Raw genomic sequence first — 295 nt, 5'->3', positions numbered from 1 at the left:
CAGTCATTCTTGTTATCGCATTGATTGGACTGATCGCAGCACCCTTCATGGTTTACCCGATCTTCCTGATGAAGATGCTGTGTTTTGCGCTGTTTGCTTCGGCCTTCAATCTGTTGCTCGGCTATACCGGCATTCTGTCCTTTGGTCACGCAGCCTTCTTTGGGGGCGCTGCCTATGTCACAGCCCATGCAGTCAAGGTGTGGGGTGTATCGCCCGAAATCGGCATCCTGCTTGGCATGCTGGCTGCTGCGGTGCTTGGCCTTGTCATTGGCTATCTCGCCATTCGCCGTCAGGG

Annotated in this window: 1 pseudogene; it reads left to right on the top strand. The window is 54.6% G+C overall.

Annotated elements, in window-relative coordinates:
• Positions 1 to 295, top strand: a pseudogene (locus FJQ48_RS22195) (branched-chain amino acid ABC transporter permease); the annotation flags it as partial.

Origin of the sequence: Ochrobactrum sp. CGA5, from assembly GCF_006345815.1 — a bacterium.
In the GTDB taxonomy this organism is placed as follows: Bacteria; Pseudomonadota; Alphaproteobacteria; order Rhizobiales; family Rhizobiaceae; genus Brucella.
The sequence above is the reverse complement of the archived record's forward strand: the minus strand, read 5'-3'. Positions and strand labels throughout refer to the sequence as shown.